Annotated in this window: 24 protein-coding genes and 1 riboswitch; of the genes, 13 read left to right on the top strand and 11 right to left on the bottom strand. The window is 70.4% G+C overall.

Annotated elements, in window-relative coordinates:
* Positions 1-2: 2 nt before the first annotated feature.
* On the bottom strand, positions 3-521 hold the full coding sequence (locus tag WFH25_RS09270) for a hypothetical protein (protein WP_336697479.1): 519 nt from the start codon (positions 519-521) through the stop codon (positions 3-5).
* Positions 522-604: 83 nt separating this feature from the next.
* Here WFH25_RS09270 and WFH25_RS09265 point away from each other — a divergent pair, with 83 nt between their 5' ends.
* The 3 genes from WFH25_RS09265 (at position 605) to WFH25_RS09255 (ending at position 2246) form a co-directional block, all read left to right on the top strand.
* Positions 605-1069, top strand: coding sequence for a phage tail protein (locus WFH25_RS09265; RefSeq protein ID WP_336697478.1), 465 nt, complete (start codon positions 605-607; stop codon positions 1067-1069).
* 182 nt (positions 1070-1251) lie between these two features.
* Positions 1252-1749 (top strand): hypothetical protein, encoded by a 498-nt coding sequence (locus tag WFH25_RS09260; RefSeq protein ID WP_336697477.1) that lies wholly within the window; start codon positions 1252-1254, stop codon positions 1747-1749.
* A gap of 80 nt (positions 1750-1829) precedes the next feature.
* Complete coding sequence (locus tag WFH25_RS09255; protein WP_092384254.1) at positions 1830-2246, top strand: hypothetical protein; 417 nt, start codon at positions 1830-1832, stop codon at positions 2244-2246.
* A gap of 63 nt (positions 2247-2309) precedes the next feature.
* Here WFH25_RS09255 and WFH25_RS09250 read toward each other — a convergent pair whose 3' ends face one another.
* From WFH25_RS09250 to WFH25_RS09240, 3 genes are all read right to left on the bottom strand, one after another.
* Complete coding sequence (locus tag WFH25_RS09250; protein WP_071294526.1) at positions 2310-2597, bottom strand: hypothetical protein; 288 nt, start codon at positions 2595-2597, stop codon at positions 2310-2312.
* Between the two features lie 232 nt (positions 2598-2829).
* Entirely contained in the window at positions 2830-3456 is a 627-nt protein-coding gene (locus WFH25_RS09245) for an HD domain-containing protein (RefSeq protein WP_336697476.1), read from the bottom strand.
* An 83-nt stretch (positions 3457-3539) separates the two neighbouring features.
* Positions 3540-4316 (bottom strand): isocitrate lyase/PEP mutase family protein, encoded by a 777-nt coding sequence (locus WFH25_RS09240; protein ID WP_336697475.1) that lies wholly within the window; start codon positions 4314-4316, stop codon positions 3540-3542.
* A 97-nt stretch (positions 4317-4413) separates the two neighbouring features.
* Between WFH25_RS09240 and WFH25_RS09235 the strand changes: the two genes are divergently transcribed.
* Entirely contained in the window at positions 4414-5295 is an 882-nt protein-coding gene (locus tag WFH25_RS09235) for an AraC family transcriptional regulator (RefSeq protein ID WP_336697474.1), read from the top strand.
* 182 nt (positions 5296-5477) lie between these two features.
* Entirely contained in the window at positions 5478-6665 is a 1188-nt protein-coding gene (locus WFH25_RS09230; protein ID WP_254790694.1) for a MalY/PatB family protein, read from the top strand.
* A gap of 84 nt (positions 6666-6749) precedes the next feature.
* Here WFH25_RS09230 and WFH25_RS09225 read toward each other — a convergent pair whose 3' ends face one another.
* Genes WFH25_RS09225 through WFH25_RS09215 form a run of 3 tightly spaced genes read right to left on the bottom strand, consistent with a single transcriptional unit; the run spans position 6750 to position 8335 of the window.
* Positions 6750-7535: a class I SAM-dependent methyltransferase gene (locus tag WFH25_RS09225; RefSeq protein ID WP_336697473.1), complete on the bottom strand. Its 786-nt coding sequence runs from the start codon at positions 7533-7535 to the stop codon at positions 6750-6752.
* Between the two features lie 58 nt (positions 7536-7593).
* Positions 7594-7794, bottom strand: coding sequence for a hypothetical protein (locus WFH25_RS09220; RefSeq protein WP_071294532.1), 201 nt, complete (start codon positions 7792-7794; stop codon positions 7594-7596).
* Between the two features lie 43 nt (positions 7795-7837).
* Complete coding sequence (locus WFH25_RS09215; RefSeq protein ID WP_071302033.1) at positions 7838-8335, bottom strand: GNAT family N-acetyltransferase; 498 nt, start codon at positions 8333-8335, stop codon at positions 7838-7840.
* A gap of 69 nt (positions 8336-8404) precedes the next feature.
* Between WFH25_RS09215 and WFH25_RS09210 the strand changes: the two genes are divergently transcribed.
* A complete protein-coding gene (locus tag WFH25_RS09210; protein ID WP_336697472.1) occupies positions 8405-9292 on the top strand; it encodes a LysR substrate-binding domain-containing protein in 888 nt (295 codons plus the stop codon).
* Positions 9293-9311: 19 nt separating this feature from the next.
* Here WFH25_RS09210 and WFH25_RS09205 read toward each other — a convergent pair whose 3' ends face one another.
* From WFH25_RS09205 to WFH25_RS09190, 4 genes are read right to left on the bottom strand one after another with little or no spacing between them, the layout of a single operon-like run.
* A complete protein-coding gene (locus WFH25_RS09205) occupies positions 9312-9566 on the bottom strand; it encodes a hypothetical protein (protein WP_070416725.1) in 255 nt (84 codons plus the stop codon).
* The gene (locus WFH25_RS09200) at positions 9563-10045 is read right to left on the bottom strand and encodes an FBP domain-containing protein (protein ID WP_070416724.1); all 483 of its coding nucleotides are present in this window, start codon (positions 10043-10045) and stop codon (positions 9563-9565) included. Before WFH25_RS09200 ends, WFH25_RS09205 begins: the two co-directional genes overlap by 4 nt.
* A 35-nt stretch (positions 10046-10080) precedes the next feature.
* Positions 10081-10821 (bottom strand): M56 family metallopeptidase, encoded by a 741-nt coding sequence (locus WFH25_RS09195; protein WP_336697471.1) that lies wholly within the window; start codon positions 10819-10821, stop codon positions 10081-10083.
* Between the two features lie 10 nt (positions 10822-10831).
* The gene (locus WFH25_RS09190; RefSeq protein WP_070416722.1) at positions 10832-11206 is read right to left on the bottom strand and encodes a BlaI/MecI/CopY family transcriptional regulator; all 375 of its coding nucleotides are present in this window, start codon (positions 11204-11206) and stop codon (positions 10832-10834) included.
* A 93-nt stretch (positions 11207-11299) separates the two neighbouring features.
* Positions 11300-11402, top strand: a riboswitch (glycine riboswitch).
* Between the two features lie 170 nt (positions 11403-11572).
* Here WFH25_RS09190 and gcvT point away from each other — a divergent pair.
* The 7 genes from gcvT (at position 11573) to WFH25_RS09155 (ending at position 21777) form a co-directional block, all read left to right on the top strand.
* Positions 11573-12691: a glycine cleavage system aminomethyltransferase GcvT gene (gene gcvT, locus WFH25_RS09185; RefSeq protein WP_336697470.1), complete on the top strand. Its 1119-nt coding sequence runs from the start codon at positions 11573-11575 to the stop codon at positions 12689-12691.
* Positions 12692-12695: 4 nt separating this feature from the next.
* Positions 12696-13073, top strand: a complete 378-nt coding sequence (gene gcvH / locus WFH25_RS09180; RefSeq protein WP_133518288.1) for a glycine cleavage system protein GcvH — start codon at positions 12696-12698, stop codon at positions 13071-13073.
* Positions 13070-15994 (top strand): aminomethyl-transferring glycine dehydrogenase, encoded by a 2925-nt coding sequence (gene gcvP / locus WFH25_RS09175; protein ID WP_336697469.1) that lies wholly within the window; start codon positions 13070-13072, stop codon positions 15992-15994. Before gcvH ends, gcvP begins: the two co-directional genes overlap by 4 nt.
* Before the next feature lie 314 nt (positions 15995-16308).
* Positions 16309-17937 (top strand): peptide ABC transporter substrate-binding protein, encoded by a 1629-nt coding sequence (locus tag WFH25_RS09170; protein WP_070416718.1) that lies wholly within the window; start codon positions 16309-16311, stop codon positions 17935-17937.
* A 231-nt stretch (positions 17938-18168) separates the two neighbouring features.
* The gene (locus WFH25_RS09165; protein WP_336697468.1) at positions 18169-19098 is read left to right on the top strand and encodes an ABC transporter permease; all 930 of its coding nucleotides are present in this window, start codon (positions 18169-18171) and stop codon (positions 19096-19098) included.
* The gene (locus WFH25_RS09160; RefSeq protein ID WP_336697467.1) at positions 19088-20038 is read left to right on the top strand and encodes an ABC transporter permease; all 951 of its coding nucleotides are present in this window, start codon (positions 19088-19090) and stop codon (positions 20036-20038) included. Before WFH25_RS09165 ends, WFH25_RS09160 begins: the two co-directional genes overlap by 11 nt.
* A complete protein-coding gene (locus tag WFH25_RS09155) occupies positions 20035-21777 on the top strand; it encodes a dipeptide ABC transporter ATP-binding protein (RefSeq protein ID WP_070416715.1) in 1743 nt (580 codons plus the stop codon). The genes WFH25_RS09160 and WFH25_RS09155 overlap by 4 nt, the downstream gene beginning before the upstream one ends.
* Positions 21778-21835: the final 58 nt, after the last annotated feature.

Here is a 21835-nt window from a genome sequence, read left to right as displayed (position 1 = left end):
GGTCACTCGGTCAAGAGTGCCCGATCGGAGCATTTGCTCGGACTGTTGTGTACCGAGCAGGTCGCGATCACGAGGTTCAGGAGCCGTGTGTAGAACCGCTTCTGATCGAGATCGCGTTCATCGTGGACTTCGGACATGAGCTTGTTCAGCGCGGCGAAGACCCGGACGTTCTCCTCGGTCGAGTTGCTGCTTGCATACATCAGGGCAGTGAAGTAGGCGGCGTCGAAGTCCGCCTGGACCTGTTCGAGGTGTGGACCATCTGATGTTGGTGAGCTCCGCGCGGCCATGTAAGCCGTCGACGTCGTGATGACCGCGTCGTAAGTCTCGATCATGCGGGCTCGGTTTGCTTCGTCGTTGGCGTTCTGCTGGTTGACCGCACCGATCGTGAGGGGGATGAGGAGCGCACCGAGGAGAAACGTGTTCACCCATCGAAGGAACGGATTGGAGGCGATCCGACGCCATACCGAAGAAGCTTGCATCACGGACGCTATCGGCACGGTGAGCGCGAGCGTCAGCCACACGGTCCGCATCGCCGCGCTTGCGGACAGCAACGCGAATTGCGAACCGACTAGATTTGCGCTGAGTCCATCGCCGAGGAGGCCCCATGTCGTACGTCGTCGACTTCGAGCACGTATCCACCGTCGGGTTGGAGTCCTCGCCGGTCGCCGACGCCCTCGCTGGGCTCCGGGCGAACGAGGCCCGCTACTTCAAGAACAAGTACGACCACGTCTTCACCACTCACCCCGCCGAGGACGTGCCCGACCTGGTCGACTACGTCACGAAGGTCCTCCAGGAGGAGCGGGGGCTGGTCATCGCCTCGAAGCCGCTCGAAGCCACCGAGGCCTTCGTCGACGGGATCCGCTGGACCCACGTCTTCTACGAGTCAGGACTCGCGGTCAACGTCCTCTACACGCTGGCGCCGGGCGGCAAGCGCGCGGTCGGGTTCAAGCTCTCGGACGGCATGGAGGTGCCGGAGGAGCTGGCGGACAAGTTCAAGTTCGCGCGGCAGAAGTCGAAGCTGGCGGGGACGATCCGCGGTTCGTACTTCGTCGTCAAGGGCGAGTACTGATCCGTCCGGCTCAGAGGGGCACCGCCTCAGCGATGAGGGCGGCGCTGCGTTCGACGAGCATCGGGGCACCTCCAGATCACCACCATCGGGGTGGGCAGCCGATCCGCCCGTGCATTCCGAATGTTCGCGGCCGTCGAGGCGTCTGCGCAAGCATCGAGTGACTGCGATGGAGAGGACGGGACTTGCACGATGCCGATGAAGATCATGAGTGCGCTCCTGCACGGAGCGAGTGTCGGGCTGTCGGGCGACACCACCAGGCTACGAGCGATGCGGACGATCTTGACGGAGCAGCGGAGAGCGGCGCTCGGCCGGGCTACCGCGAAGACGGAGAGAACGACGTCTTCGCGGTAGCCGCTGCCGAACTGTTCAGCGGCCCCATTGCCTCCCCGCGAGCGCTCCGCGACTACGAGCTCGTGGTCGGGGGGTCAGCTCGGCAGCTGATCGACTGCCACCTCCGTTCCGAAGCCGTCGCGGCGGACGCCATCGAGCGCGTGAGCCGCGCGGAGTCCGCAGCAGTGGTGATCGGTGTCATCGGTGCGCAAGTGCTGACGGTCGGTGCGCTCGCGGGCGCCGTCGTCCTGATCTCCGTGGGGTCGACGGCCGCAGGCCTGATCGCGATCGTGCCCGGAGTCCTGGCCGCGGCGTCACAGCTCGTCGCTGCCGCACGCCGGCGCGCCTGATCCGCCGGTTTGGCCACAGAACGCGCTTGCTCGGCCCACGCGCATCACGCCCACCTACCGTCGAGAGGCTAGGAGGCAACGTGAAGTACATCCACTACGACGGCAGCCAGATCCTCACGGGGGACGCGATCGCCGATGCGGTCGCGGACTACGCGGCGATCCTCGGTGCCAACGGCAGGACCGACACCGTTGCGATCCCCGCGGTGGCCGACGACGGCTCGGTGACCCGGACGACGGTGCTGATCGGCCCCGCGAGCGAGCTGACCGTGAGCGCGGCGCCCGATGACGAACTCGAGCCCGAGGACCACGCGTTCATTCGGCGGCTGCGAGACGCTGCGGAGCGAGCGGGGACCGAACGGCCGGTGGACGTCGACGGCGGCCACCGCTTCGCCGACGCCGACGAAGCGAACACGGCGGACGCGGACACGGCGGCCGCGGATACGGCGACCGCGGACACGGCCGCGGCGGACACGGCGGCCGCGGACAAGACCGACTGACCCTACACACGACGAAGGCCGCCGAGCAGTGCTCGGCGGCCTTCGTGTGTGGCGTGCTGGGGCTCAGGCTGCGAGTGCCAGCTCGCCCACGCGGACGGACTGCGCCTGCACGAGCGTGCGGCTCGCCTCGCCGCGCCACGAGCGACCGGGCACGGTCCAGCCGGCCTCGCCGTCGATGTCGACGCGGGCGCCACGGGTGATGAAGAGACCGAGGTCGTCGGCCGGGATGCGGACGAGGTACTCGCGCTGCGAGCGCTCGTCGCGCACACCGAACTCGGCGATGCGGTCGGGGGAGACGGTCGGCGCCGCGAGGGCGGTGCCGGTGATGGTGATTCGTTCGTTGCTGGTCATGGTGTTGCGGTACTTCCTGGTCGTTCGGCGCCCAGGGCGACTCGGTGTCGGCGGACGGCTGAGTCCGGCGCGACGCATCGAGTGCGGGGCGCGCACGTCGAGCTTCGACGTGCAGCTCGTCCGTTCGGATCGAGCGGTGGTCTCGTGGGAATGCGACTCGGGTGAGTCGGCTTCGAGACGGTTCGGTGTGCGCGAGTCAGATGGGTTCGCTGCAGTGCACCAAAAGAACACTCTACTCGACGAACCCCGGATTGTCCAGGAACGATGTCCAGCGGCTCCCACCGGCAGCGACGTTGCCCGAGCCGTCGAGTCGGGCGGCGGAGGACGACGGCTTGCGACCGGCCTGCTCGTGGATCAACCCGTCGAACGCCTCGGAGAAGTCGAGGCGGGGGACTGCCGCGGTGACGGCGAGCAGGTCTGACGTCTTCCACCGGGCGAACCCGGCCCCGGAGACGTCGAGCGAGGTCGCGACCTCGAGCAGGTGTCCCTCGACGTCGAGCGCGGGGTCGACCGACGTCCACATGTGACGCTCGATCACCTCACCGACCCGACGGGCACGGGCGGCGTCCCACCCGGCACCGAGGGCGAACACGCTGCCGACCGCACCGCCGGCGTCCTCGAACGGCACGGCGTGGGCATCGAAGGACGGCGTCACGCCGAGGTCGTGCAGCATCGTGGCGACGAACAGCAGCTCACGGTCCGGTTCGAGCTCGATGGTCGGTGCGAGGAGCGACGCCCACGCCCACGAGCGCAGGCAGTGGTTCACCAGCGCCGGCGGGGACCACGCGCGCACGACATCGAGCGCCCGCGCGGCCACGGGGGAGGGCGGTGCGAGCAGTGCGTCGACGTCCAGGGTCATGGCAAGAAGGTATCGGAGGCGACCGACCGACGGACGGGAGGCGCGGTGCCCGCGGGCACCGCGCCTCCAGGCCGCCTGTTGGTTCAGTTCAGGGTCGGGGTGTCCTCCGGCACGACGCCACCGCCGTACAGGTCGGTCGCCAGGTCGCGCAGCGCGCGGAGCGCGACGCGCTGCGTGAGCGGGCCGTACGAGATGCGGGCGACCCCGAGGGCCTCGTACTCGGCGGCGGGCAGGGCGCCCGGCAGCCCGATCACGGACAGCTTGCCGCGACCGAGGCCCGCGACGAGCTGCTCCACGACGTCACGCTGGATGGCTCCCGGCACGAACACCAGTGCGGCGCCGTTGTCGAGGAACGCCTTGCCGCGGGCGATCGCGTCGGCGATGCTCTCCTCGATCGGGCGGTCCCCGCCGCGGGCGATGGCGTCGGTGCGGGCGTTGAGCTGGAAGTCGATGCCCTCGGCCTGGGCGGCGGCGGTGATGGCGGCGACCCGGGCGACGGCCTCGTCGAACGGGCGGAGGCGGTCCTCGACGTTCGCGCCCACGATCCCCGCAGCGATCGCGCGGCGGATCGTCTCGGCCGGGTCCTCGTAGCCGTCGTCGAGGTCCGCCGTGACGGGCAGGTCCGTGGCGGCGGCGATGGTCGCGGCGCCCGACAGTGCCAGGTCGAGCGGCATCCCGCCGTCGTCGTACCCGTGCGACGCGGCGATGGAGTGCCCGGCGGTGGCGATCGCCTTCGTCTCCGGAAGGTCGCTGACGACCTTCGCGCTGATCGCGTCCCAGACGTTGACGACGCGGAGGATCTCCGGTGCTTCGTGCAGCTGCTTGAGGGTGGTCGCCTTGTCGGCGGTGCTCGTGCTCATGACGCAGACAGTAGGCCGACCAGCCCGGGCAGGGATCATCGTGTCCGTCGCGCGACGTCACCGTAGCGTCGAGGACACCACCAGGAAGGACACCGACATGGAGCGTTGGAACGAGGCGATCGCCGCGGTCGAGGAACACCTCGACGGCGGCCCGGACGACACCGTGCTCGACGTGGACGAGCTCGCGCGCATCACCGGGACGAGCGAGTACCACTTCCGGCGCGTGTTCTCCGCGCTCGCCGGGATGCCGCTCTCCGAGTACGTCCGACGTCGGCGGATGACGCTCGCCGCGGCCGTCATCGCCTCGGGGACGACGACCGTCTCGGACGTCGCCGCACGCTTCGGGTACGGCTCGGCCGATGCCTTCGGGCGGGCGTTCCGCGCCGTGCACGGCATCGGGCCGCAGGAGGCGCGCGAGCCCGGCGCAGTGTTCCGGTCGCAGGGTCGGCTGTCCTTCCGTCTCACCGTCGAAGGGAGCACTCCCGTGCAGTACCGCCTCGTCCAGAAACCCGCCTTCCGTCTCATCGGACGCTCGACCCGTGTCCCGCTCGTGTACGAGGGGCCGAACGACGCGATCCAGGCGTTCGAACGCAGCATCACCCCCGAGGACCGGGAGCGCATCGCCGGACTGTCCAACCAGGAGCCCTCGGGCGTGCTGTCCGTCTCCGATGCGTTCGCCGAGGGCCGCGCGGACGGCAGTCTCCTCCGTTACTCGGTGGTCGCCGCCACCTCGGTCGAGAGCGCACCGGGCCTCGACGTCATCGAGGTGCCGGCTGCGACGTGGGTCGTGTTCTCCGGCTCGGGACCGGTGCCCGAAGCGATCCAGGCGCTGTGGCCGCAGGCGTTCGGGGAGTGGTTGCCCGCCAACCCGTACCGTCTCGTGGCGGCGCCGGAGATCGCTCGTGTCCGGCTCGCACCCGGCGGTCGTACCGCGGAGGCCGAGCTCTGGCTCGCGGTCGAGCCCGAGCCGGGGGCGTGACGCGCATCTGCTGAGCAGCAATGGTCGGGTCGGCGCAGGCAACCCGACCATTTCTGCTCACGATGCGATCCGCGGCCCCGGCGCGGCCCCGGGCCGGCCCGCGGCCCCGGGCCGGCCCGCGCACGACGCAGGATGACGGCCGGACTCGCGCCGCGCCTCCAGTCCGATGCATGCTGGGACGCATGGCGCACGACGAGGAGGACCCGGTCGGCACCCTGCGAGGGGTCCGCACGAGCATCAAGTGGACGCGGTACGCGCCCGACGTGCTGCCCCTGTTCGTCGCCGAGATGGACCACGAGGTCGCGCCGGCGATCCGGCAGGCGCTCATCGAGCGGGTGCAGCAGTCCGACCTCGGGTACCTCGACGGGCCCGGGCCGCTCGCACCGGCGTTCGCCGCGTTCGCGAAGGACCGCTGGGACTGGGACGTCGACCCCGCCCGGGTCTCCCTCGCCACGGACGTCAGCGTCGGGATCGTCGAGTCGCTCCGCCTCGCGCTGCCGGACGGCGGCCGGGTCGCCATCACGCCGCCGGTGTACCCGCCGTTCTTCGAGCTCGTCGAAGAGGCCCGATGTCAGGTGGAAGAGGTCCCGCTGCTCGAGCAGTGGGGCGTCTACCGGCTCGACCTCGAGGGCCTCGAGCGCGCCTTCGCCGACGGCGTCCGCGTCTTCCTGCTCTGCAACCCGCACAACCCCGTCGGCCTCGTGCACGACCACGACGACCTCGTGGCGCTCGCCGAACTGGCCGCACGGTACGACGTCCTCGTCATCAGCGACGAGATCCACGCACCGCTGACGCACCCCGGCGTCCGCTTCACTCCGTTCGCCGCGGTCGCCGAGCCCGCCGGGGCGCGGAGCATCTGCGTCACGAGTGCGAGCAAGGGCTGGAACCTCGCCGGGGTGAAGTGCTCGATCATCGTCGCCGGGGACGCACGGACGGCAGCGCTCCTCGACACACTCTGGGAGGAGGTCGCCTGCCGCACGAGCATCCTCGGGTTGCACGCGAACCTGGCGGCGTTCAGCCTGGCGACGGACTGGCTCGACGACGTGGTCGCCCGGATCGTCGCGAACGAACGGCTGCTCGGCTCCCTCCTCGCGGAGCACCTGCCCGGCGTGGTGTACACCCGGCCCCGCGCCGGCTACCTGGCGTGGCTCGACTTCCGCGGCATCGGCCTCGGGGACGATCCGGCCGTGCCGCTCCGGGAGCACGCCTACGTCGCGTTGAACTCCGGCCTCGGGTTCGGCTCGCAGGGCCGCGGGTTCGCGCGGCTCAACCTGGCGTGCTCGCCGGACACGCTGCGCGAGGCGGTGCTGCGGATCGCGGCGGCCTACCCGTCGAGTGCGCAGGAGGGGCTGGTCTGGCACGTCGCGTGAGGGGCGGGCTGGTGTGGGCCGTCAGCTGCTGGCTGTCGGCTGTCGGCTGTCGGCTGTTGCCGTCGGCCTGGAGGCGCGGGTCGGCTACTCGGGTCGGCGCGCCTCGACGAGGTGACGGGCTGAGGACGCCACGAGCGGTCCGTCCCGCTGGATCAGCTCGTGCAGGTCGCGCAGACGGTCGCGGTACCGCTCGACGCTGAAGTCCGGCACCCACCAGATCACCTTCCGCAGCAGGTAGACCACCGCCGCGACGTCGTGGATCTCGATGCGGGTGCGAGCGGTCCGGAGGTCCACGACCTCGAGGCCGGCGGCTCGCGCGGCGTCGGCCTCGTCGTCGTGGTGTCGCCCCCGACGCTCGATCGGCTTCGGGCCGAGGAAGAACTCGATGAGCTCGAACACGCTCGCCGGGCCGACGTGCTGGGCGAAGTACGTGCCTCCGGGGGCGAGTACCCGGGCGATCTCGTCCCAGTGGATCGCGGCGGGGTGCCGGCTCGTCACGAGGTCGAAGGCGCCGTCGGCGAAGGGCAGCGGTGGTTCGTCCGGGTCAGCGACGACGACCACTCCGCGCGGGTGCAGGAGCCCAGTGGCGGCGGCGACGTTCGGCGCCCAGGACTCCGTCGCGACCGCGGTGGCCGGGAACGCCGTGGCCTCGGCGAGGACCTCACCACCGCCGGTCTGCACGTCGAGGCTGGCGGAACCGGGGACCTCGGCGAGGCGGCCGAGTCGCTCGCCGAGCAGCTTCGCGTAGCCCCACGGCGGGCGCTCCTCGGTGGCGCGGCCGTCGAGCCACGAGAAGTCCCAGCCGCTGACGTCGGCGGCTTCGCCGATCGCGATCAGGTCGTCGAATGTGGTGGTGCTCACGCGGTCCATGGTGGCGTCTCCCCGTCGAGGGCGCCAGCTCGTCGCAGCTGCTCGCTGACGGGGAGCGTCAGGCCACGTACTGGTTGCGTCCGACGACGCGGATCGTCAGGTCGACCTCGCGCGCGGGCACCTCTTCGGTGAGCCCGATCCACTCGCGGGCGACGAACCCGACGGAGGGCCAGCGGGTGACCTCGGTCACCAGGAACCCGTCGATGAACACCTGCCACGCGCCGCGTTCGCGGACGGCCTGCACCTCGTGTGTCGCCATGCCGCGAGCGTACCGGGTCGGTACCGCTCCCTGGCGGCTCCGCTCAGAGGTCGAGTGTCATGTGGACGTCCGCGCGGGCGTAGGGGCTGGGCGCGACCTCGTCGTGGCCGAGGTGGCGGAACCCGAACGCCTCGTACAGGTGCACGGCGCTGGCCAGCTGCGCGTTGCTCTCCAGCACCACCCGGTGCGCACCGATCGCCCGGGCACGTTCGAGCGCTGCGGCGATGAGCTTGCGGCCTGTGCCGTGCCCCTGGTGCTCGGTCGAGACGGCCATCTTGACCAGCTCGAACACCCCGGGCCCGACGGGCGCGATGCCGACGCAGCCGATGACCGGCCCGTCCGATCCGAGCCGTGCGACGAAGGCGGCGCCGCCGGGCTCGACGATCTGGCCGAGCGGGTCGCCGAGGAGCTTCCGGTCCTCGTCCTCGAGCGTGAAGAACCGGCTGATCCACGCTTCGTTGAGGACGCGGAACGCCTCGGCGTCGGCAGCGGAGGCGATGTCGGTGATGAGGACGGCGTCGGTGGTGGTCGCATCGGGCATGCACCCATCCTCGGACGCCGGGCCGAGTGCCGTCCAATACTCGTTCGTGCGGATCGATACGCTGAGTGCATGGATCGCGAATTCGACGTCGACCTCCGGCAGCTCCGGGCGTTCCTCGCCGTGGCCGACGAACTGCACTTCGGACGTGCAGCCGAGGCGCTCCGGATCGCGCAGCCGGCACTGTCGCAGCAGATCCGGCGGACGGAACGGGCGCTCGGCGTCGACCTCTTCGTGCGGACGAGCCGCAGCGTCGCGCTCACCCCGGCCGGACGGGTGCTGCAGGGCCGGGCACGATCGCTCCTGCAGCAGGCGCGCCGGGACCTCGACGAGACCGTGCGGGTGGGCCAGGGCGAAGCGGGTCGGCTCGACGTCGGGTTCGTCGTCTCCGCGCTGCCGCTCGGTCCGATCGAACGCGTGCAGGTGTTCCGGGAGCGCTTCCCGCTCGTCCGCGTGGAACTCACCGAGGGCTACTCGTCGACCCTGCTGGCTCGGATCGTCCGCGGGGAGCTCGACCTGGCGATCGTCCGAGACCCCGATCCCGACCCGGCCGTGCGCTTCCTGCCGTTCCGCAGCGAGCGGTTCGTGGCAGCGGTCCCGCGTGCGCACCGGCTCGCGGCGCGGGCATCGATCCGGGGACCGGAGCTGCTCGACGATCCGTTCGTGTTCTTCCCGGCGGAGGCCGGATCGGTCGCGACCGAACGCAACCTCGCCCCGGTGGTGTCCGGCGCCCGGCGACCCGTGGTCGTGCAGGAGGCCACCACCTGGGCCACGGTGCTGCACCTGGTCGGCGCCGGCCTCGGGGTGACGGTCGCGCCGGAGAGCGCCACGCTGGCCGCTCCGGACACGGTCGTGCTGCTGCCGCTCGAGGCGGACGACCACCGGAGCGAGCTGGTCTGGGCCGCCCGCGCCGACGACGACCGCGAGATCCTGCGGAACTTCATCGCCGCGACGGAGTGAGTCCGCAGCGCCGGGCCCCTCACGCCAGCGGCAGCACCGGTGCCCGCTGGTCCCCGAGCTCGTCCACCCGCCAGGGTCGAGTGCCGCGCAGCGTCAGGCCGAGCTGCGCGAGCACGAAGCCCACGTGCGGTTCGACGTCCGGGTCCCACGGCCCCTCGACGCCGAGCCCGAACGCGCCGAGCTCGTCGTCCGCCTCGTCGTGAAGGGTCAGGCGCCACCGGCCGTCCCCGAGTTCCTCGACGACGGCCCACCGGGCGGTGCTGAACCGGCTCACGCGGTCTTCGCCACGTCCTCGGTGAAATTCCGCACCCGCTGCAGGAGTGCTTCGCCGCGCATCGCGATCGTCGCCGGCGGGTTGAGGTGCGGCGGCGCGGTGCGGATCAGCATCGGGCACCCGAGGTCCTCGCAGATGTAGGAGCCGATGGTGTTGCCGTTCCGCCCCGATTCTCCGGCACGCGCGGCCGAGAACAGGCGGACCTGCGTCGCCGGCTGCGGGGAGTGGCAGAACGAGCACATCGCCGCGATCCCGGGGCGGAGGGACCCACCGGCGGAGCGCACGACGATCCCGACCGGGCGGTCGTCGATCCACGACACGATGTAGCCGCGGCGGGCGGCCTGCGGGTCGCGCCACCCGAGGAACTCGCGCTCGTCCCACAGCGTCTCGTGCAGGCCGGGGATGGGCAGCTGGGCGAGTTCGTCCGGGGTGGCGTTGACGAACGACGAACGGATGTCTGCTTCGGTCAGTGGCTTCACGGTGCCATCACCATATGCCCCACCGCCGACACGCGTCAGGACCCCAGACGGGAGGCGCGGATCGCCCCGAGCGCGCTCGTCCCGTCCGCCACCAGGACGGCTCGCCGCAGTGCGTCGCGTCCGACACGTCGGGCGGCCGCGTCGTCGGCGGCGAACTCCACGAGGACGCGCGTCGAGCGCGCCATGGCGCGCGCGCCGGGGATCCACGGGACCGCACGCTCGATCGACTCGGCGATCCCGACCGCGACCGCGTGGCGCTGGGTCAGGTGCGCGCGTTCGTGGGCGACCACGGCCTCCAGTTCGTCGGTGCGCAGACGGTCCGCGAGCCCGGTGCTCACGAGCACGCCACCGGACCTGCCGGGGACGGCGCAGGCGAGTGCGTGGTCCGCCTCGAGGACGGACACCGGCGTGCCGTCGATCTCGCGGTGCGGTGCCGCGCCGGAGCGCATCGCCTCGCGCACGGCCTCGTGCTCGGGGCCGGGGCGGACCCGGACCGCGATCACGAACGCGAGCACGGCGAGCAGGGCGACCCCGACGTTGAGGCCGTGCGTGGGGGAGCCGCCGAAGCCCATCGGGTCGGTGATCGGGCGGTTCGCCACGACGAGGAGCGTGATGCCCGCGACGAAGCCGACCACGCCGAGCAGCACCGCCACCGACCAGCACACCAGCGCGGTTCGCGGCCGGTCGATCGTCCACGCGGAGCGGGTCAGGATCCGGGGCGCGAGGACCACGACCGCCAGGGCGAGCGCGATGAGGACGACTCCGGTGACGACCACGGCGGATCCGTCAGGAACGGGCTCGGGCGTCGAGGGCGCGGCGGATGACGTCGAGGTCGTCGGAGGCGAGCGACCCGGTGAACTGCAGCAGGGCGGCTTCGCGGTCGGTCGCGGCGGCGAGCGCGTTCGACATGAGGGAGGCGGTCTGCTCCTCCCTGCTGTTCGTCGCACGGAAGGTGAGCGGTGCGTCATCGTGCTGCTGCCGCTCCACCCGGCCCTTGCGACCGAGGCGGTCGAGCACGGTGAGCACGGTCGTCAGTGCGGGCCGGGGTTCCGGGAAGGCGTCGAGCACCTGGCGCGCGCTGAGCCCGCCGTCCGCCGACCAGAGCGCGTCGAGCACCGCCTGCTCGAGCTGCCCCCGGGGGCGTGATCGCTGACCTGCCATCCCCGCATTCTACGAGATGTCGAACCACCGGGTCCGTCACATGCCCGAAACGCGGGGTCGGTATGATCGGCCCGACAACTGAAGACCGGCCGTTCATCCGTCGCGGGAGACGTCGTGCGGTGCCCTGGGCACCCAGCACGGCACCGAAGGAGCAATCCCCCCGACAATCTCTCAGGTCCCACACCGCAGCGGACAGGCCACTCTGAAAAGCAGCCACGATGCCCCCACCGGGTCGGTCCGTGGCTCGCCCACGGTGAAAGCCGCCGGACCTCACGGGCCGCGGTGAAACTCTCAGGCCCATGACAGAGGGGGAGTTCCGCCCGACGACGGTCGTCGGGTCCTGCCGATGCCAGGAGAACTCCGCCCATGCCAACGTCCCCACTGCGCTCGTCGCCGCTGGAGCCCGCCCACGAAGCCGCCGGCGCCACCTTCACCGACTTCGCCGGGTACCGGATGCCCGTCCGGTACTCGTCCGACCTCGCCGAGCACCACGCCGTGCGTCGGGCCGCCGGTGTCTTCGACCTCTCGCACATGGCCGAGGTCGGCGTCACCGGTCCGCAGGCCGTGGCCTTCCTCGACCACGCACTCGCCGGGTCGTTCGGCGCGATGCCGGTCGGACGGGCGAAGTACTCACTCCTCCTCGCCGAGGACGGCGGCATCCTCGACGACCTCGTCGTCTACCGCACCGAAGAGGACGTCTTCCTCGTCGTCGCGAACGCGTCGAACCGGCAGGTCGCGGTGGACGCCCTGACGGCACGGGCCGACGGCTTCGACGTCGAGGTGTCGGACGACTCGGACACCACCGCACTGGTCGCGATCCAGGGCCCGGCCGCTGCCGGGACGCTCGACGCGCTCGTCGTCGCCGACCGGCTCCAGCCGGAGAGCCCCCTCGACGAGCTCGGGTACTACCGGGCGCTGCACGCGGTGTTCGACGGCGCCGAGGTCCTCGTCGCCCGCACCGGCTACACCGGCGAGGACGGCTTCGAGGTCTACAGCGACCCGTCCGTCGCCGGAGCGCTCTGGGACGCCCTGCTCGAGGCCGGCGCCGACCGCGGGGTCGTCCCCGCCGGTCTCGCCGCCCGCGACACCCTCCGGCTCGAGGCGGGCATGCCGCTCTACGGGCACGAGCTCGGCACCGACGTCCGTCCCGCCCAGGCCGGCCTCGGCCGGGTCGTGGCCAAGGACGGCGACTTCGTCGGCGCCACCGGCGTCACCCCGACGGACGACGCCCGCGTGCTCGTCGGCCTGGTCACCGAGGGCCGCCGGGCCCCGCGTGCCGGGTACGACGTCGTGCAGGACGGCGTCGTCGTCGGCACCGTCACCTCCGGTGCGCTCTCGCCGACCCTCGGCCACCCCGTCGCGATGGCGTTCGTCGACCCGGCGCTCGCCACCGAGGGACAGCTCCTCCACATCGACGTCCGCGGAACGGCCATCCCCAGCACCGTCACCGCGTTCCCCTTCTACCGCCGCGCCTCGAAAGGCTGATGCAATGACCGACCAGACCGCACTCCAGTACACGGCCGACCACGAGTGGCTGCTCGTCGAGGGCGACACCGTCACCGTCGGCATCACCGACCACGCCGCCGAACAGCTCGGTGACGTCGTCTACGTCGAGCTCCCCGCCGTCGGCACCGCCACCACCGCGGGCGAGCAGATCGGCGAGATCGAGTCGACCAAGAGCGTCGGCGAGCTCTTCGCCCCGATCGAGGGCGAGGTCGTGGCGATCAACGACGCGGTCGTCGACGCCCCCGACACCGTCAACCAGGACCCGTTCGGCACCGGCTGGCTCGTCAAGATCAAGGTGGACGGCACCTCCTTCCCCGAGGACCTCATGGACCACGACGCGTACCGGGCGTCCATCGCATGACCAGCGACCTCCAGAACCTCCAGACGTCCTTCGCCGACCGCCACATCGGCACCACCCCGGCCGACCAGCGGACGATGCTCGACGCCGTCGGCCAGCCGTCCCTCGACGCCCTCGTCCGCGCCGCGATCCCCGAGGCGATCCACGCGGCGCCGACCGTCCACTCGGGCATCCCCGCGGCGATCGGCGAGACCGAGGCGCTCGCCGAACTCCGCGCCAAGGCCGCCCGCAACACCGTCCGTCGCGCCATGATCGGGCTCGGGTACCACGGCACCCACACCCCCGCGGTGATCCAGCGGAACGTGCTCGAGAACCCCAGCTGGTACACGGCCTACACGCCGTACCAGCCGGAGATCTCGCAGGGCCGGCTCGAGGCGCTCATCAACTTCCAGACCATGGTCTCGGACCTGACGGGCATGGCGACCGCCGGCGCCTCGATGCTCGACGAGGGCACGGCCGTGGTCGAGGGCATGCTCCTCGCCCGCCGGGCGTCCAAGGTCACGGGCGACGCGTTCCTCGTCGACGCCGACCTGCTGCCGCAGACCCGTGCGCTGCTCGACCACCGTGCCGAGGCCGTCGGCATCGTCCTGCGCGGATTCGACGCCGTGGCCGGACCGACCGACGAGCAGCTCGACGGTGCCTTCGGCGTCATCGTGCAGTACCCCGGTGCCTCCGGTCGGATCGTCGACCCGTCGTCGGTCATCGAGCGCGTGCACGCCGGTGGGGGCATCGCGGTCGTCGCGGCGGACCTCCTCGCGATGACGCTCCTCGCCAGCCCCGGCGACCTCGGCGCCGACGTCGCCGTGGGCACGAGCCAGCGCTTCGGCGTCCCGCTCGGCTTCGGTGGCCCGCACGCCGGGTACCTCGCCGTCCGTGCCGGCCTCGAGCGCCAGCTGCCCGGCCGCCTCGTCGGGGTGTCCTTCGACGCCGACGGGCAGATGGCCTACCGCCTCAGCCTGCAGACCCGCGAGCAGCACATCCGCCGCGAGAAGGCGACGAGCAACATCTGCACCGCGCAGGTCCTGCTCGCCGTGATGGCCTCGATGTACGCCGTGTACCACGGTCCCGAGGGGCTCCGCTTCATCGCGGACCGCGTCGCCCGGACGACATCGGCGCTCGCCGGGGCCGCCCGTGACGCCGGGCTCGAGGTCGTGCACGACGCGTTCTTCGACACGCTCACCCTCCGCGCCCCCGGACGCGCCGAGGCACTCGTCGCCGCGGCCCGTGACGCGGACCGCCTGCTGCACCTCGTCGACGCCGACACCTTCCAGCTGTCCGTCGACGAGACGACGACGCCCGAGGACGTGACGGCCCTCGCCGTCGTGTTCGGCGCGGTCGACGCGACGGTCCCGGCGACGGAGACCGCCGTGCGGGACGCGGCCACGTGCCTCCCGTCCGACCTGCTGCGGAGCAGCGAGTACCTGACGCACCCGGTCTTCAGCGCCCATCGCAGCGAGACCCGCATGATGCGCTACCTCAAGCACCTCGCCGACAAGGACTACGCGCTCGACCGCGGCATGATCCCGCTCGGCAGCTGCACGATGAAGCTCAACGCGGCGACCGAGATGGCGGCCGTGACGTGGCCGGAGTTCGCGAACATCCACCCGTTCGCGCCGCGAGACGACGTCGAGGGCTACCTCGACATGATCGGCGACCTCGAGTCCTGGCTGGCCGAGGTCACCGGGTACGACACGGTCTCCCTGCAGCCGAACGCCGGCAGTCAGGGCGAACTCGCCGGACTCCTGGCGATCCGCGGGTACCACCGGTCCCGCGGCGACGAGTCCCGCACGGTCTGCCTCATCCCGTCGAGCGCGCACGGCACGAACGCCGCGTCGGCCGTCCTCGCCGGCATGCAGGTCGTCGTGGTCGCCTGCGACGAGAACGGCAACGTCGACCTCGACGACCTCCGCGTGAAGACCGAGCAGCACGGCGACCAGCTCGCCGCGCTCATGATCACGTACCCGTCCACGCACGGCGTCTACGAGCACGACATCCGCGAGATCTGCGCCGCCGTGCACGACGCCGGTGGCCAGGTCTACGTCGACGGCGCGAACCTCAACGCCCTGCTCGGCCACGCCCGGTTCGGCGACTTCGGCGGGGACGTCTCGCACCTCAACCTGCACAAGACGTTCTGCATCCCGCACGGCGGCGGCGGGCCCGGGGTCGGACCGGTCGCGGCGAAGTCGCACCTCGCACCGTTCCTGCCGGGCCACCCGTTCGCGCAGGACGCCGACCGTCGCACCGGATCCGTGCGCGCCGAGGGCTCCGACCGCGACGCGCACGCCGGTGGCCCGGTCAGTGCAGCGCCGTACGGCAGCCCGAGCATCCTGCCGATCACGTGGACGTACGTCCGGATGATGGGGCTCGAGGGGCTCACCCGTGCGACCGAGGCCGCGGTGCTCGGGGCGAACTACATCGCCGCACGCCTGCGCGACGCGTTCCCGGTGCTCTACACGGGGGAGTCGGGTCTCGTCGCGCACGAGTGCATCCTCGACCTCCGCCCGCTCCGGGACACGACGGGCATCACGGTGGACGACGTCGCGAAGCGCCTCGTCGACTACGGGTTCCACGCCCCGACGATGTCGTTCCCGGTCGCGGGCACGCTCATGGTCGAGCCGACCGAGAGCGAGGACCTCGCCGAGCTCGACCGCTTCGTCGACGCGATGCTCGCCATCCGTGCCGAGGCCTCGGCGGTCGAGCGCGGGGAGTGGCCGGCGGACGACAACCCGCTCGTGCACGCCCCGCACACCGCGTCGTCGGTGATCTCGGGGGAGTGGACGCACGCCTACACCCGCGAGCAGGCGGTCTATCCGCTGCCGGGCATCAGCGCCCGGAAGTACTGGCCGCCGGTGCGCCGGATCGACCAGGCGTACGGCGACCGCAACCTCGTGTGCGCCTGCCCGCCGGTCGAGGCGTTCGCCTGATCCCGAGCTCGCGTAACGTGTGCCCCGTCCGGTGTCCCGGGCGGGGCACACTGCTGTGCGCAGCCAGGCAATCGGCTTGCACAGAGTTGTGCACGGACGCAAGCATCTCGATGCGGTTGCAACAATCTCGCCCCGGCGTCCGTGATCCGCCCGAATCTTGCATCCTCTCGCAAGGATCGTGCAACTTGGTTTCCGATTTGTAACCGATCTCCCCTGGGCTTGGTGAGCACTCCCCACACTGCCTACAGTGCAAAGGTCAAACGTGGCGAGCAGGCACCCGTGCGCCCGCCGCGTCCCATGCACCAGGAGGAATCTTGATCAAGAAGCGCGCTGGGCTCGCAGCCCTCGCCGTGCTCGGGGCCACAGCAATCGCCCTGGCCGGCTGCTCCAGCAACAGCAGCAGTGGAGGTGACAAGGCGGGCTCGACGAACGCGTCCGGCATCGTCACCACCAACGGCAACGAGCCCCAGAACCCGCTCATCCCCTCGAACACCACCGAGGTCGGCGGCGGCAAGATCATCGACTCGATCTTCGAAGGCCTGGTGTCCTACGACGCCAAGGGCAAGCCGGTGAACGAGGTCGCGAAGAGCATCGACACCGATGACTCGAAGACGTTCGACATCAAGCTCAACACGGACTACACCTTCACCAACGGCGAGAAGGTCACGGCCGAGTCGTTCACGAAGGCGTGGAACTGGGCCGCCCAGTTCTCGAACAAGCAGGGCGCGAGCTACTTCTTCGAGAACATCGAGGGCTACGACGCCACGAAGGACTCCGAGCTCACCGGCCTCAAGGTCGTCAGCGACGACGAGTTCACCGTGACGCTCAAGTCGGCGCAGTCGGACTTCCCGCTGTCGCTCGGCTACTCGGCGTTCGTGCCGCTGCCCTCGGAGTTCTACAAGGACACCAAGGCCTTCGGTGAGAACCCGATCGGCAACGGCCCGTACAAGCTCGACGGCAAGGGTGCGTGGACGCACAACCAGTCGATCAAGCTCGTCACCAACAAGGACTACGAGGGCAAGCGCAAGCCGAAGAACGGCGGCCTGACGGTCACGTTCTACACCTCGCAGGACACCGCGTACTCCGACGCGCAGGGCGGCAACCTCGACGTCCTCGACGCCGTGCCGGACAGCGCCTTCGCGACCTACAAGTCCGACTTCCCGGACTCGAACGTCAACCAGGCCGCCGCGATCTTCCAGGCGATCTACCTGCCCTACTACCTCGACCACTGGAAGGGTGAAGAGGGCAAGCTCCGCCGCGAGGCGATCTCGATGGCGATCAACCGCAAGCAGATCACCGACAAGATCTTCGACGGCACCCGCACCCCGGCCAAGGACTTCACCTCCCCGGTGATCGCCGGCTGGAACGACGACCTCGACGGTTCGGACGTCCTGACCTACGACAAGTCGAAGGCCAAGGAGCTGTGGGCCGAGGCCGACAAGATCTCGAAGTACAACGACACCCTCACCATCTCGTACAACGCCGACGGCGGGCACGAGGCGTGGGTGACCGCGGTCACGAACTCGATCTCGAGCACGCTCGGCATCAAGGCCGAGGGCAAGGCGTACCCGACGTTCGCCGAGGCCCTCGCGGTCCAGACGGACGACAAGCTCACGGGCGGCAGCCGTACCGGTTGGCAGGCGGACTACCCGTCGCTGTACAACTTCCTCGGCCCGACCATGGGTGACGGCTCGTCGAGCAACTACTCGCGCTACGACTCGGCCGAGTACAACGAGCTCCTCCAGAAGGGCCGTTCGGCCGCGACCGTCGAAGAGGGCAACAAGTTCTTCGACCAGGCGCAGGAGCTCCTGTTCAAGGACCTCCCGGAGATCCCGCTGTGGTACTCCAACGTCACCGGCGTGTGGAACGCGGACACCGTGTCGAACGTGAAGTTCGGCTGGAACTCGGTGCCGCTGTACTACGACGTCGAGGTCAAGAAGTAACCTCAGTCTCCTCGTGAGACACATCGCGGACGGGTATCCTGCTCCGCGACCACCGGACGGGGGTTCGGGAGCCCACCAGGCTCCCGAGCCCCCGTACCTCGGCGGCAACACCTTCCCCCACCACAGCGGGCGCCGCCGCCCGCACCGGACTCCCGTGCCGACCCGCGGACCGTCCACCCCTCACGACATGAACCTGAACGACATGCGCGTCCCGAACCAGGCAGGGATCTGATGGCCTGGTACCTCGGCAAGCGCCTCCTGCAACTCATCCCCGTGTTCTTCGGGGCCACGTTCCTCATCTACTTCATGGTGTTCTCCCTGCCGGGTGACCCGATCGCTGCCCTGTTCGGCGACCGTCAGCCGTCGCCGCAGGTCATCGAGCAGCTGCGCCAGCAGTACAACCTCGACAAGCCGTTCATCATCCAGTACCTGCTCTGGATCGGCGGCGTGTTCCGCGGTGACCTCGGGCTGACCTACTCGGGTCTGCCCGTGAGCTCGCAGCTCGCGCAGGCCTTCCCGATCACGGCTCGCCTCGCGATCCTCGCCCTGGTGTTCGAGTCGATCGCCGGCATCGTCGTCGGCGTCATCGCCGGTCTCCGCAAGGGCAAGCTCTTCGACGCGACCGCCCTGGTCGTGAGCCTCCTGCTCATCTCGGTCCCGACGTTCGTGGTCGGCTTCCTGCTGCAGTACGTCCTCGGCATCAACCTCGGCCTGTTCCGGGTCACGGTGTCGGGTCAGGCGCCGTGGTCCGAGCTCGTCCTGCCCGCGATCGTGCTGGCCTCGGTGTCGTTCGCGTACATCGTCCGCCTCACCCGTGCGAGCGTCGCCGAGAACGTGTCGGCCGACTTCGTCCGCACCGCGACCGCCAAGGGGCTCCCGCGCCGTCGCGTGGTGGGCGTGCACATCTTCCGCAACTCGCTCATCCCGGTGGTCACCTACCTGGGTGTCGACATCGGCAACCTGATGGTCGGCGCGGTCGTCACCGAGGGCATCTTCAACATCCACGGTGTGGGTGGCACGGTGTTCCAGGCCGTCAAGCTCGGCGAGGGTCCGACCGTCGTGTCGTTCGTCGCCGTGATGGTCATCATCTTCATGCTCGCCAACCTCCTGGTCGACCTGCTCTACGCCGTCCTGGACCCGAGGATCCGCTATGCCAAGTAACGCCGCACCCCGCTCGGCGACGCACTACGTCGCCCCGATCGAGGAGACCCCGCTCCAGGCGGTCGACCAGGTCAACGAGGACGAGAAGACCCGTTCGACCTGGAGCGACGCCTGGGACTCGATGCGGACCCGTCCGATGTTCTGGGTGTCGTCGGTCCTCATCCTGCTGATCGTCCTCGTGGCGCTCTTCCCGGGGCTCTTCGCCCTCGTCGACCCGCGTGCGGCGGACCTGGCGAAGAGCAACGAGGGACCCGAGGCCGGCCACATCCTGGGCTTCAACCGCCAGGGCAACGACGTCTACGCCCGCACCATCTGGGGCACGCGCAACTCGCTCATCGTCGGTGTCGTCGCGACCGTCCTCGTGTCGATCGTCGGCATCGTGATCGGTGCCCTCGCCGGCTTCTTCGGCGGGTGGCTCGACACGATCGTGTCCCGCATCGGTGACATCTTCTTCTCGATCCCGACGGTCCTCGGCGCGATCGTGATCATGTCCGTGATCCCCGCGCGGAACGCCCTGACGGTGTCGCTCGTGCTGGCCGTGTTCGCGTGGCCGCAGATCGCCCGCATCATGCGCGGCGCCGTGCTCAGCGCGAAGCAGTCCGACTACGTGACGGCCTCGGCCGCGCTCGGTGTCAGCCGCTTCACCACGCTGGTCCGCCACGTCGTCCCGAACTCGCTCGCACCGGTCATCGTCGTCGCGACGGTGTCCCTCGGCACGTTCATCGTCGCCGAGGCCACGCTGTCCTTCCTCGGTATCGGACTGCCGCAGTCGGCGCTCAGCTGGGGTGTCGACATCGGCAACGCCCAGGCGTCGATCCGCACCGCGCCGTCGACCATCTTCTGGCCGTCCGCCGCCCTGTCCATCACCGTGCTCGCGTTCCTCCTCCTCGGTGACGTGGTCCGCGACGCACTCGACCCGAAGGCGAGGGCCCGCCGATGAGCGAGACACTGACCCAGCCGAACGCCAGCCGTACCGGCGGCTCCGGTGCGCCCCTGCTCGAGATCACCGACCTCGAGGTCGGCTTCAAGACGCAGAACGGCTTCGTCCAGGCGGTCCGCGGTGCCAGCTTCACCCTCGAGCAGGGTGAGCGGCTCGCGATCGTCGGCGAGTCCGGCTCCGGCAAGTCGACGAGCGCCCAGGCGATCATCAAGCTCCTGCCCGGGACCGGCCAGGTCACCGGCGGATCGATCAAGTTCAACGGGCGCGAGCTCGTCGGCCTGAGCGACAAGGAGATGTCGGAGATCCGTGGGAAGGAGATCGGCTACGTCCCGCAGGACCCGATGTCGAACCTCAACCCGCTGTGGTCGATCGGCTTCCAGGTCGAAGAGGCCATCAAGGCCAACGGCATCGCGACCGGCAAGCACGCCATCCGTGCCCGTGCGGTCGAGGTCCTGCAGGAGGCCGGCCTCGGCGATGCCTCGACCCGCCTGAAGCAGTACCCGCACGAGTTCTCCGGCGGCATGCGGCAGCGCGTGCTCATCGGCATCGGTCTGTCGAGCCGCCCGAAGCTGCTCATCGCCGACGAGCCGACGAGCGCGCTCGACGTCACCGTGCAGCGCGTGATCCTCGACCACCTCGAGACCCTCACCCGCGACTTCGGCACCTCCGTCCTGTTCATCACGCACGACCTCGGCCTCGCCGCCGAGCGCGCCGAGAAGCTCGTCGTGATGTACAAGGGCCAGGTCGTCGAGGCCGGGCCCTCGAAGGAGATCCTGGCGAACCCGCGGCACCCGTACACGCAGCGCCTCGTCGCCGCGGCACCGTCGCTCGCGAGCCGTCGCATCCAGTCCAAGGTGCAGCACCAGCGCGTGGACATCGCGGACGTCGGCAGCGACGACGCCGAGCTCCTCGCCCGCGCCCAGGAGCGCGAGCAGGCACCGGCGAAGGACCTCATCGTGGTGAAGAACCTCGAGAAGGTCTACAAGCTGCGCGGCAAGAACCTCGCCTCCCGCGAGCTGAAGGCCGTCGACGACGTCTCGTTCTCGATCCCGAAGGGCACCACCACGGCGCTCGTCGGCGAGTCCGGTTCGGGCAAGTCGACCGTCGCGAAGCTCGTCCTGCAGCTCGAGGCCATCACGAGCGGCACGGTCCAGTTCGACGGCATCGACATCGGCGCGCTGAAGGGCAAGGACCTCTTCGACTTCCGCCGCCGCGTGCAGCCGGTCTTCCAGGACCCGTACGGCTCGCTGGACCCGATGTACAACGTCGGGAACACGATCGCCGAGCCGCTGCACACGCACAAGGTGGGCGACAAGGCGTCCCGCCGGGCCCGCGTGCTGGAGCTGCTCGACCAGGTCGCGCTGCCGAAGTCGATGGTCAACCGCTACCCGAACGAGCTCTCGGGCGGGCAGCGTCAGCGCATCGCCGTGGCGCGGGCCCTCGCGCTCAAGCCCGAGGTCATCGTGCTCGACGAGGCGGTCTCCGCGCTCGACGTGCTCGTGCAGGGCCAGATCCTCGACCTGCTCACCGAGCTGCAGTCCGAGCTGGGCCTGACCTACCTGTTCATCACGCACGACCTGGCCGTCGTCCGCCTCGTGGCGGACAACGTCTGCGTCATGCGCAAGGGACAGATCGTCGAGAAGGCGACCACCGACGAGGTCTTCGCCAACCCGCGTGAGCAGTACACGAAGGACCTGCTGGACGCCATCCCCGGCGCCGGGTTCGAGTTCGGACGCTGATCCCGCTGGACACGAACGAGGCCGGACGCACCGTCGTCCTCCGCGCTGGCCGCGGAGG

It is taken from the genome of Curtobacterium sp. USHLN213 (assembly GCF_037144815.1).
In the GTDB taxonomy this organism is placed as follows: domain Bacteria; phylum Actinomycetota; class Actinomycetes; order Actinomycetales; family Microbacteriaceae; genus Curtobacterium.
The sequence above is the reverse complement of the archived record's forward strand: the minus strand, read 5'-3'. Positions and strand labels throughout refer to the sequence as shown.

Bases quoted from the DNA above. Each gene is read 5' to 3' on its own strand.
- WFH25_RS09235 (WP_336697474.1), top strand. From the start codon at position 4,414: ATGGAGCGTTGGAACGAGGCGATCGCCGCGGTCGAGGAACACCTCGAC.
- gcvP (WP_336697469.1), top strand. From the start codon at position 13,070: ATGACCAGCGACCTCCAGAACCTCCAGACGTCCTTCGCCGACCGCCAC.
- WFH25_RS09250 (WP_071294526.1), bottom strand. From the start codon at position 2,597: ATGACCAGCAACGAACGAATCACCATCACCGGCACCGCCCTCGCGGCG.
- WFH25_RS09230 (WP_254790694.1), top strand. From the start codon at position 5,478: ATGGCGCACGACGAGGAGGACCCGGTCGGCACCCTGCGAGGGGTCCGC.
- gcvH (WP_133518288.1), top strand. From the start codon at position 12,696: ATGACCGACCAGACCGCACTCCAGTACACGGCCGACCACGAGTGGCTG.
- WFH25_RS09165 (WP_336697468.1), top strand. From the start codon at position 18,169: ATGGCCTGGTACCTCGGCAAGCGCCTCCTGCAACTCATCCCCGTGTTC.
- WFH25_RS09225 (WP_336697473.1), bottom strand. From the start codon at position 7,535: ATGGACCGCGTGAGCACCACCACATTCGACGACCTGATCGCGATCGGC.
- WFH25_RS09220 (WP_071294532.1), bottom strand. From the start codon at position 7,794: ATGGCGACACACGAGGTGCAGGCCGTCCGCGAACGCGGCGCGTGGCAG.
- WFH25_RS09240 (WP_336697475.1), bottom strand. From the start codon at position 4,316: ATGAGCACGAGCACCGCCGACAAGGCGACCACCCTCAAGCAGCTGCAC.
- gcvT (WP_336697470.1), top strand. From the start codon at position 11,573: ATGCCAACGTCCCCACTGCGCTCGTCGCCGCTGGAGCCCGCCCACGAA.
- WFH25_RS09155 (WP_070416715.1), top strand. From the start codon at position 20,035: ATGAGCGAGACACTGACCCAGCCGAACGCCAGCCGTACCGGCGGCTCC.
- WFH25_RS09190 (WP_070416722.1), bottom strand. From the start codon at position 11,206: ATGGCAGGTCAGCGATCACGCCCCCGGGGGCAGCTCGAGCAGGCGGTG.
- WFH25_RS09245 (WP_336697476.1), bottom strand. From the start codon at position 3,456: ATGACCCTGGACGTCGACGCACTGCTCGCACCGCCCTCCCCCGTGGCC.
- WFH25_RS09265 (WP_336697478.1), top strand. From the start codon at position 605: ATGTCGTACGTCGTCGACTTCGAGCACGTATCCACCGTCGGGTTGGAG.
- WFH25_RS09215 (WP_071302033.1), bottom strand. From the start codon at position 8,335: ATGCCCGATGCGACCACCACCGACGCCGTCCTCATCACCGACATCGCC.
- WFH25_RS09210 (WP_336697472.1), top strand. From the start codon at position 8,405: ATGGATCGCGAATTCGACGTCGACCTCCGGCAGCTCCGGGCGTTCCTC.
- WFH25_RS09160 (WP_336697467.1), top strand. From the start codon at position 19,088: ATGCCAAGTAACGCCGCACCCCGCTCGGCGACGCACTACGTCGCCCCG.